Below are 7,761 nucleotides of genomic sequence, written 5' to 3' on the forward strand. Positions count from 1 at the left end.
GAAGATTGAAGATGGAGATGCGCGCCGCTAGTTGAGCGCGTGGCGGTCGGGCTCGTCGTACAGAGGCTCTACCAGCTTGAGCCGTGCGGGAGGCTTGCGGAAGTTGCGCAACCAATTCTCCATATCGTCGAACAGCGAGAAAGCCACCGGGGTAATCAGCAGGGTGATCAGCAGGCACAGGGTCTGACCGCCGATCACGACCAGCGCGATTGCGCGAATCGAGCTGTCGCCGGCGCCCTGCCCAATCGCGACCGGGATCATGCCCGCGACCAGCGCCGCCGTGGTCATCAGGATCGGCCGCAACCGATCGCGATTCGCGGTCAGGATCGCCTGGCGGCGCGCCATTCCGGTGCGCAGCAGGTTGAGCGTTTGATCGAGCTGAAGGATCGAGTTCTTTTTCACGATGCCGAACAGCAGCAAAATGCCCAGCGTCGAGAACAGCATCAGATGCTCGCGAAAGACCAACAGCGAGATCAGCGCGAACGGGACCGCCAGCGGCAGCGACAACATGATCGTGATCGGATGGACGAAGCTCTCAAACTGCGCCGCCAGCACCATGTACATGAAGATGATCGAGAGCAGGAAGGCGATCACGAAGCCGGCGACCATCTCGCTGTAATACTTGCTCTGACCGCCGAACGTCGTGATATAGCCGGGCGGCAGCTGAAACTGCTTGACCTCGCGCGTGACGGCGTCCATTACCTTGTTCATCGCGAATCCCGGCGCGAGATTGAAGACGATCGAGACGTTGCGCTGGCGGTCCTGCCGGTCGATCTCCACCGGGCCGGTCCCGTGCGTAAGCGTCGCCACGTTGTCCAGCCGCACCTGCCCAACCTTGCTTGAAGGAATCGTCAGCCCCGCGACCACCACCGGATTGTTGCGATCCTTGGCGGCCAACTGCAGGCGCACGTCGTAGGTATCCTGGCCTTCGCGAAAGCGCGTGATCACGTCGCCCTGCACCATCGTGCGCATCGTCTGCGCGATATCGTCCACCGACACGCCCAGGTCGGCCGACTTGGAGCGATCGATGTTGACCTGGAGCTCCGGCAGCCCGCCCTCATAGCTCGAGTCGAGATCGACGATGCCGGGGATTTTTGCGAGCCGCGTCATCAGGCTGTCGGCGTATGTCCGCAGCGTTTCGAGGTCGGGACCGCGCATGGCATATTCGACCGCCATTTCGTGATAGCCGCCCTCCTCCCACGGCTTGATCGAATCGACGCTCACGCGCAGCGCCGGGAACGCGTCCATCAACTTGCGCGCGTCGGCCATCACCAGTTCCTGGCTGCGGCGGCGCTGACCGAGCGGGAAGAGTTTCGCGTCAACTTCAGCGACCGTCACGCGATCGTCGCCGTTGGTGTCGCCGACGGTGGTGAACAGATCGCGAACTTCGGGGATGGTGCGCAGCCGATCCTCGATCTGCGCGACTATTTGATCGGTATGCGCGAGCGAGTATCCGGGCTGCGTGCGGATGTTAACCGCGAATTCGCTCGAGTCGTCGTCGGGCAGGAAGGTCGCGCCGACCAGTTTGCCCAGGAACGGGATCGAGACGACCAGCGCGACGGACGCGACGACCAGCGCCCATCGATGGTCGAGCGACCAGCGCAGCGCGACGGCGTAGTAGTCCTCGATCCACCGGAAAATTTTCCAGTCCTTCGAGCCGTTGTGTTTCGCGCCGCCCGCCGACTTGCCTTTCAGATAGCGCGAACACAGCATCGGGGTCAGCGTAAACGAAACCAGCAGCGACACCATGATCGCGAACGCCATCGTCAGGCCGAACGAATTCAGGAACCGGCCCATCACGCCGTGGATGAACGCGACGGGTACGAAGATGACCACCAGCGAGAGCGTAGTCGCACTGACGGCCAGCCCGACCTCGGCGGTGGCCGCTTTCGCGGCGGGGATCGGGTCCATGTTCTTTTCTTCGATGAAGCGGAAAATATTTTCCAGCACGACGATGGCGTCGTCGATTACTATTCCGACCGCGAGCGTCAGCGCGAGCAGCGTCATGCGGTTGAGCGTGAAACCCATCCACAAGATCAACGAGTAAGTCGAGACGATCGAAACGGGAATCGCGACCGCGGCGATCAGCGTCGAGCGAATCGAGCCGAGAAAAAAGAACACCACGATCGCCGCGCAGATGCCGCCGAGCACGAGGTGCTCCTGCACGGAGTGGACCGCCTCGCGGATGAACGCCGACGCATCGCGCGTGAAGATCACGTCGACGCCGGGCGGGAGCGCGCCCTTGATCGTGTCGTAGCGCTCTCTGACGCGATCGACGACCGCGATCGTGTTCTCGCCCGACTGCTTGCGCACCACCAGCGACACCGCATTCTTGTTGTCCCAGCGCGACAGCGAGCGCGGTTCCTTGACCCCATCCTCGACCGACGCGACGTCGCCGACCGTGACCGGCCGCCCCTCGGCCTCGCTGACGATAACCTTGGCGAAATCGGGAACCTCGGTGATACGGCCGAGCGTGCGCAGCATCTCCTCGGACATCCCCTGCATTATGCGGCCGCCGGGGTACTCGACGTTTTGCCGGGACAGAGCGGCGCCGACCTGCTGAATCGTCACTCCCGTCGCGTGCAGCTTGTCGGCGTCGACATCGACGTGAATTTCGCGCTCGCGTCCGCCGACGATATCGATCGAACCCACTCCGTCAACCGATTCGAGCGGTTCCTTGAGGCGCCGGCGCGCCAGCTCGGTGAGTTCTTTCAGGCTCTGGTAGCCGGTGACCGTGAGCGTCACGACCGGCACCGCGTCGAAGTCGAACTTCTGCACCAGCGGTGGCTTGGTCCCGTCGGGCAGCTGATCGAGCACCGTCGAAATCCTGTCGCGCACGTCCTGCATGGCGGCGTCGAGGCTGCGCTCGAGCTTGAACTCGATAATGACCCGGGAGACGCCTTCGAGCGTGTTCGAGCGCATCTCGTCGATTCCGCTGATGGTGTTGACCGCTTCCTCGATCGGCTTGGTGACGCGCGCCTCGGCTTCCTCGGGCGCGGCGCCGGGCAGGAACGTCGTGACCATCACGGTCGGCATATCGACCTTGGGAAACAGATCGACGCCCAGCCGCATGTAGGAAAACCATCCGAGCACGACCAGCGCGCCGACGAACATCGTGGCGAAGACCGGCCGGCGCACGCACAGGTCGGCGAGAATCATGACTGCTCTTTGGCGATCACCGCGGTGCCGTCGGCCAGGCGATCGACGTCGCTGACCGCGACGTGCTCGCCCTCCTTCAGCCCTGCGGTGATTTCGATCTGGTCGCCAACGACGCTGCCGGTGGTCACCTCGCGGGATCGAACCACTTCCCCATCGACGATGAATACGCGCGCGACGCCCGCGTAGCGCAGCACCGCCAGGGTGGGTACGAACAGCGCGCGATCGCGGCCGAGATTCATGGTCACGTGGGCGAAGAATCCCGCCTTCAGCGCGCCGTCGGGGTTGGCGACCTCGGCCTCGATCAGCAGCGTGCGGCTGCTTTCGTCGAGCGCCGGCGCGATGCGCGTGATTTTTCCCGTGTACCACGCACCGGGCTTGGCGTCGATCGTAAGCTTCACCGGCATGCCGACTCGCGCCAGCGGCACGAACCGTTCCGGCATCGGGCAGCGCAGCTTGATCGGGTCGGTCGCGATCAGTTCGTAAAGCTCTTTGCCCGGTGAGACGTACTCGCCGAGCGAGACCATCCGCTTTTGCACGGAGCCGCCAAACGGCGCCTTGATTTCGGTGTCGCCGAGTTTCTTGCGCGCCATCGCCAGCGCCTTTTCCGCCGATTCCGTGTCAGCCTGATCGACGCGCAGCTGCGACGTCATTAGATCGAACTGCTCGGGCGAGATGGTCCCTTCCTGCTTGAGCGCCTTGGCGCGATTGTAGCGCGCGGTCGAGTTGGCAAGCTTGGCGCGCTCCTGATCGAGCGCAGCCTCGGCGGTCTCAACCCGCAGTTCATATTCGCGCGGGTTGATTTTCATCATCACCTGGCCGGCGATAACCTTGTCGCCGAAGTCCGCGGCTACCTGGGCGACCGCGCCCTCGACCTCCGACGACATCACCGCATGCTCGCGCGGGAAAAGCGCCCCCTGCATCTCGGCCGTGCGATCGAGACTCTGCTGATGCGCCGTGGCGACCGCGATCGAAATTGGCGCCGGCCCCGTCTTATCCTTTTCAACCTCGGCCGCAGCCGGTTGATGGCATCCGCAAAGCGCCAACGCGCCCAGCGCGGCCGCCAGTCCGGCGAAAGCCGAAACCCTGAAAGACTTCAGTCGCATGGAATCGCCGCAATCCCTTTTAGAAAAAGCTCCACGACTGCTTCGGCATCCGATTCGAGCGGACTCGACGCCAGCTTGAGCAGCCGGCGCCGCAGCGATCCGGTCAGCATCTCACCGAGCATGAACGCCGCGAATTGCGGATCGATCGGCCGAATCGCGCCGTGGTCGATCGCGTCCTGCAGCACCGACGCGACGAAATCGAGATGGCCGGCATAGACCCGCAATTCTCGCTGGGCGGTCTCGGATTCGAGCTCGATATCCAGCGAATTGCCGATGATAAGTGTCTTCAAAAAGTCCTGGTTCGAGGCCTGAATTCGGAACTGGGACAGGATGAGTCTGCGGATTCGCTCCAGCGGCGGCATCGACGGATCGTCCGAAGCAAGAACCTCCGCCGTCATTTCGCGCAGACCCTCGATCACCGCGGTGTGGACCAGCTCGTCTTTGGTATCGAAGTAGAGGTAGATGGTGCCCTTGGCGACCTTCGCTTCCTCGGCCACCCGATCGATGGTGGTCCCCTGCATACCGTATCGAGCCATCACGCGCCGTGCGGCTTCGAGGATCTCCCGCACCCGGAATTCCTTGATTACTTCTTCCTTGGTCATGGCTAAACTGAACAGTCAGTCAAATGAACGTACAGTCAGTCTAGGCAAATTGTCGAAATCGAGGCAAGGGGGGGGGCGGGAAAATGCAGGCCGCGCGCGACAACGGAGCGCGGCGTTAACACTGGGTGCAGGGGTCACCCCTGCTCAGACGGGCGAGTCGTCGAGGGTCGGGAGCGGGTCCATTTTGCAAGGATGCCCTTCCTGAGACGCAGATCGTCCGCATTGACGTGGAAAATCCCCTGCTTCCAACACTTATCCCTCATCGCCGATCGCCAACTACCTCCCCAAGCAGCACTTCTTGTACTTCTTGCCGCTGCCGCAAGGGCACGGTTCGTTCTTCCCAATTTTCCCCTTCAGGCCCTTTGCATTGGCGATCCTTTCCCGACGCAACCCATCCGCGTTGGCGCGCAACTCTGGCAACTCGACGAGCGGGATGCTGGCCAAATCCACCCAATGCCAATCGACATCTTGGAGAATCCCCGCCTCTGTGTAACTTAGCTGAAGCAGAAGCCGATGCGGATCCTCGTTGACCAAAGACACCGTCCGCGCATGTTCAACCGCTAGGGCGGATCTTCGACGTGCCCAAGCGTCCGTCCAACAGAACACTGTCAGACTAACCTCGCCGTGCATCGAAAATGGCTTTGGGCGCTTTGTGGTGGGCTGCCTCCGCAACTCCTCGTCGATGTTCTTCGAGACGGCCTCACGCCCTTCGGCATCGAGATCAAGCAAATATGCAGCGACTTCGGCGCGTCCAGGCTTGCTGCCCTGCGAAAGGAACTCAACAATCTCCAGAATTCGAACGGGGGTGATTTGTTTGAGAGGGCAGGGTGTGCCGCGGTCAAGCATCCGCTCGCCAAAGAATCTGTCAACATTTGCGCGGTACCCGATGAATTTGATCCGCGCGCCCGATTCTCGATGCATTTCCTGAGCGTAGGTGCTGTAGTGGTTGTGCTTGAGATACAGGCCCAAATGGTCAAGCTCGTCGTCCGACTGGACAACGTCTGACCGGAACGCCTGCATCCTCTGTTCGACGTAGTGCAGGAATAGCAACGGATTCTCGAAGATGTCTGCGTAGACGCGGAGATCGTCTAGAGATACGGCCCAAACGGGTTCGGCCCCAACGTCTACGCCGATCTTACCGAGATGCTGTACCTGTGCGGCCATCTCAGTGAATGCGTCGAGGGTCACCGGGCATATCGTGATGCGGCGAAAGTCCTTCTTTCTAAGCTCGTCGAGCTGCCTGTGATCTCTGTCGAACAAAGGAACAGTGTCGGCACTTCTCAAATAGTCAACGAACCGCTTGCCCTGCGTAGCGGGTTTCAAGACGAGATTTTTAAGAGATGCGACATATGCCGGAAAATCGGTCGCAGGCGGCGTGTATGTGAAGGCCCCGCCTCTGGCCTCGATGACGAACAGATGGTCATCGTAAATCAGGAGTCCGTCAGTCTCGCACCACTCAGTGGTTCCCGCGGCTGTTTGGCCGCTATAGTAAACCTGCCTCAACACCTTCGCGCCCGGGAGCAAGTTCCCTAGGTATTTGAAAGGAAGGTCTTCCGATACTTGTTGCTGAATATTGTTCCAGGTTTGCTCATAGTCTGGCTTGAGGCGCCGAATGACTCGCTGCATGACGCGATAGAGATTGTCGAGCAGGCTATAAAGATCGAAACAGTAGTATCGCCCGTCCAACCGGATGAAGGGGCGCTTGAATATTGGCCAGATACGCAGGGGCCAACCGCGAAACTCCCCTTCCGCGAAGAATTCCGTCTCTTCCCCTGGCGACAAAGTCAGTTCGTCCAATAGCTTTCGTGGGAGAGTCGTCGTCTTTTGCAGATCGAAGAGGTCCATTTCGAAAAGACCAGAAATACGATTCTGGCGTTCTTCCCACCCATTTTCCCTCACCACTTCATCCATCAATGCGCGCAACTCTGGCTCCGCTGGCGGCGGCAAGCCAGCTATCTTTTTGTCGACAGCCTCCATCACGTCTTTTTGAAATTCAGCGAATGACTCAAAGGTATCTCCTATGCCAAACGACAGTACGTGCCAGATTTTGGTGATCTCATCGACGAACTGCTCACCTGAGATGCCAAACAGTTCCTGCAACACGTCGGAGTGCGGAAGGAACATGTCCTTAAGGTAAGCCGGTTCGTGGACCTGATATCTCTTTCCTCTGACGTTGCACCAATAGATTTCGGCTGCGAACCGAAATTTTTCAAAGTTTCTGTCAAAGTTCGGATCCTCAGCCCTGTTTTTTGCGGTTCGGCAGAGTTGATATCCCAGGTTGACCCGCACGAAGAGCTCTTTGATCTTTCCCCTGAGCGCTGCCCACTCCTCTTCCGTCACGTCCTGACGTTGATCCAAAACCGGCGGTATCGCGGCGATGACGCTTTGAACGTAGTCAATCATCCGGACCGAGGTGACTTCCTCCGAATGGACGTTGGCTCCGGCGGCGACTTTCGTGTGTAGATAAGCCATTTCCCAGCAAGCTCGGTGCAAGAGCTTGTCAGGCGGTAGCACGCTAATGAGACCCGCAATCTCAGATATGAGTGTGTCAATCTCTTGGACGACTTTGGGATAGCTCTCGACCTGGTGCTTCTGAGTTTCCTCAAAAGCGCCCTTGGGCCAATTGCTCCTCCAGATAATATTTTTGCCGAAGCGAGCAGCAGTGATCGGCCCCATCGAGAAGGCTTCGTCTGGCTTAACGGGCTGCGGTCTTCTCTTCTTGGACATAAGCTGGGTTAGGGAAAGAATCATTATACATGGCCTGCACCCCGAAAACTCAGCCGAAATGAGGTAGAGTCCGTCGCCTGAAAAGGAGACGGACAATGAAAGGGAGTCGCTTCAGCGAGGAGCAGATCATCGGGGTGCTGCGCGAACACGAGGCCGGGGCAAAGACCGAG

Annotated in this window: 4 protein-coding genes; all 4 read right to left on the reverse strand. The window is 60.0% G+C overall.

Annotation, left to right across the window (positions count from 1 at the left end; translation table 11 throughout):
* Window positions 1–27 precede the first annotated feature (27 nt).
* The 4 genes from VIO10_RS10350 to VIO10_RS10365 all read right to left on the reverse strand — a co-directional run bounded on the left by VIO10_RS10350 (window position 28) and on the right by VIO10_RS10365 (window position 7,540).
* Window positions 28–3,159, reverse strand: a complete 3,132-nt coding sequence (locus tag VIO10_RS10350; protein ID WP_331963347.1) for an efflux RND transporter permease subunit — start codon at window positions 3,157–3,159, stop codon at window positions 28–30.
* Window positions 3,156–4,262, reverse strand: a complete 1,107-nt coding sequence (locus tag VIO10_RS10355) for an efflux RND transporter periplasmic adaptor subunit (RefSeq protein WP_331963350.1) — start codon at window positions 4,260–4,262, stop codon at window positions 3,156–3,158. The genes VIO10_RS10350 and VIO10_RS10355 overlap by 4 nt, the downstream gene beginning before the upstream one ends.
* Complete coding sequence (locus VIO10_RS10360) at window positions 4,253–4,864, reverse strand: TetR/AcrR family transcriptional regulator (RefSeq protein ID WP_331963353.1); 612 nt, start codon at window positions 4,862–4,864, stop codon at window positions 4,253–4,255. The genes VIO10_RS10355 and VIO10_RS10360 overlap by 10 nt, the downstream gene beginning before the upstream one ends.
* 276 nt (window positions 4,865–5,140) lie before the next feature.
* On the reverse strand, window positions 5,141–7,540 hold the full coding sequence (locus VIO10_RS10365; protein ID WP_331963356.1) for an SEC-C metal-binding domain-containing protein: 2,400 nt from the start codon (window positions 7,538–7,540) through the stop codon (window positions 5,141–5,143).
* Window positions 7,541–7,761: the final 221 nt, after the last annotated feature.

The sequence above is a fragment of the Candidatus Binatus sp. genome (genome assembly GCF_036567905.1).
Lineage (GTDB): Bacteria > Desulfobacterota > Binatia > Binatales > Binataceae > Binatus.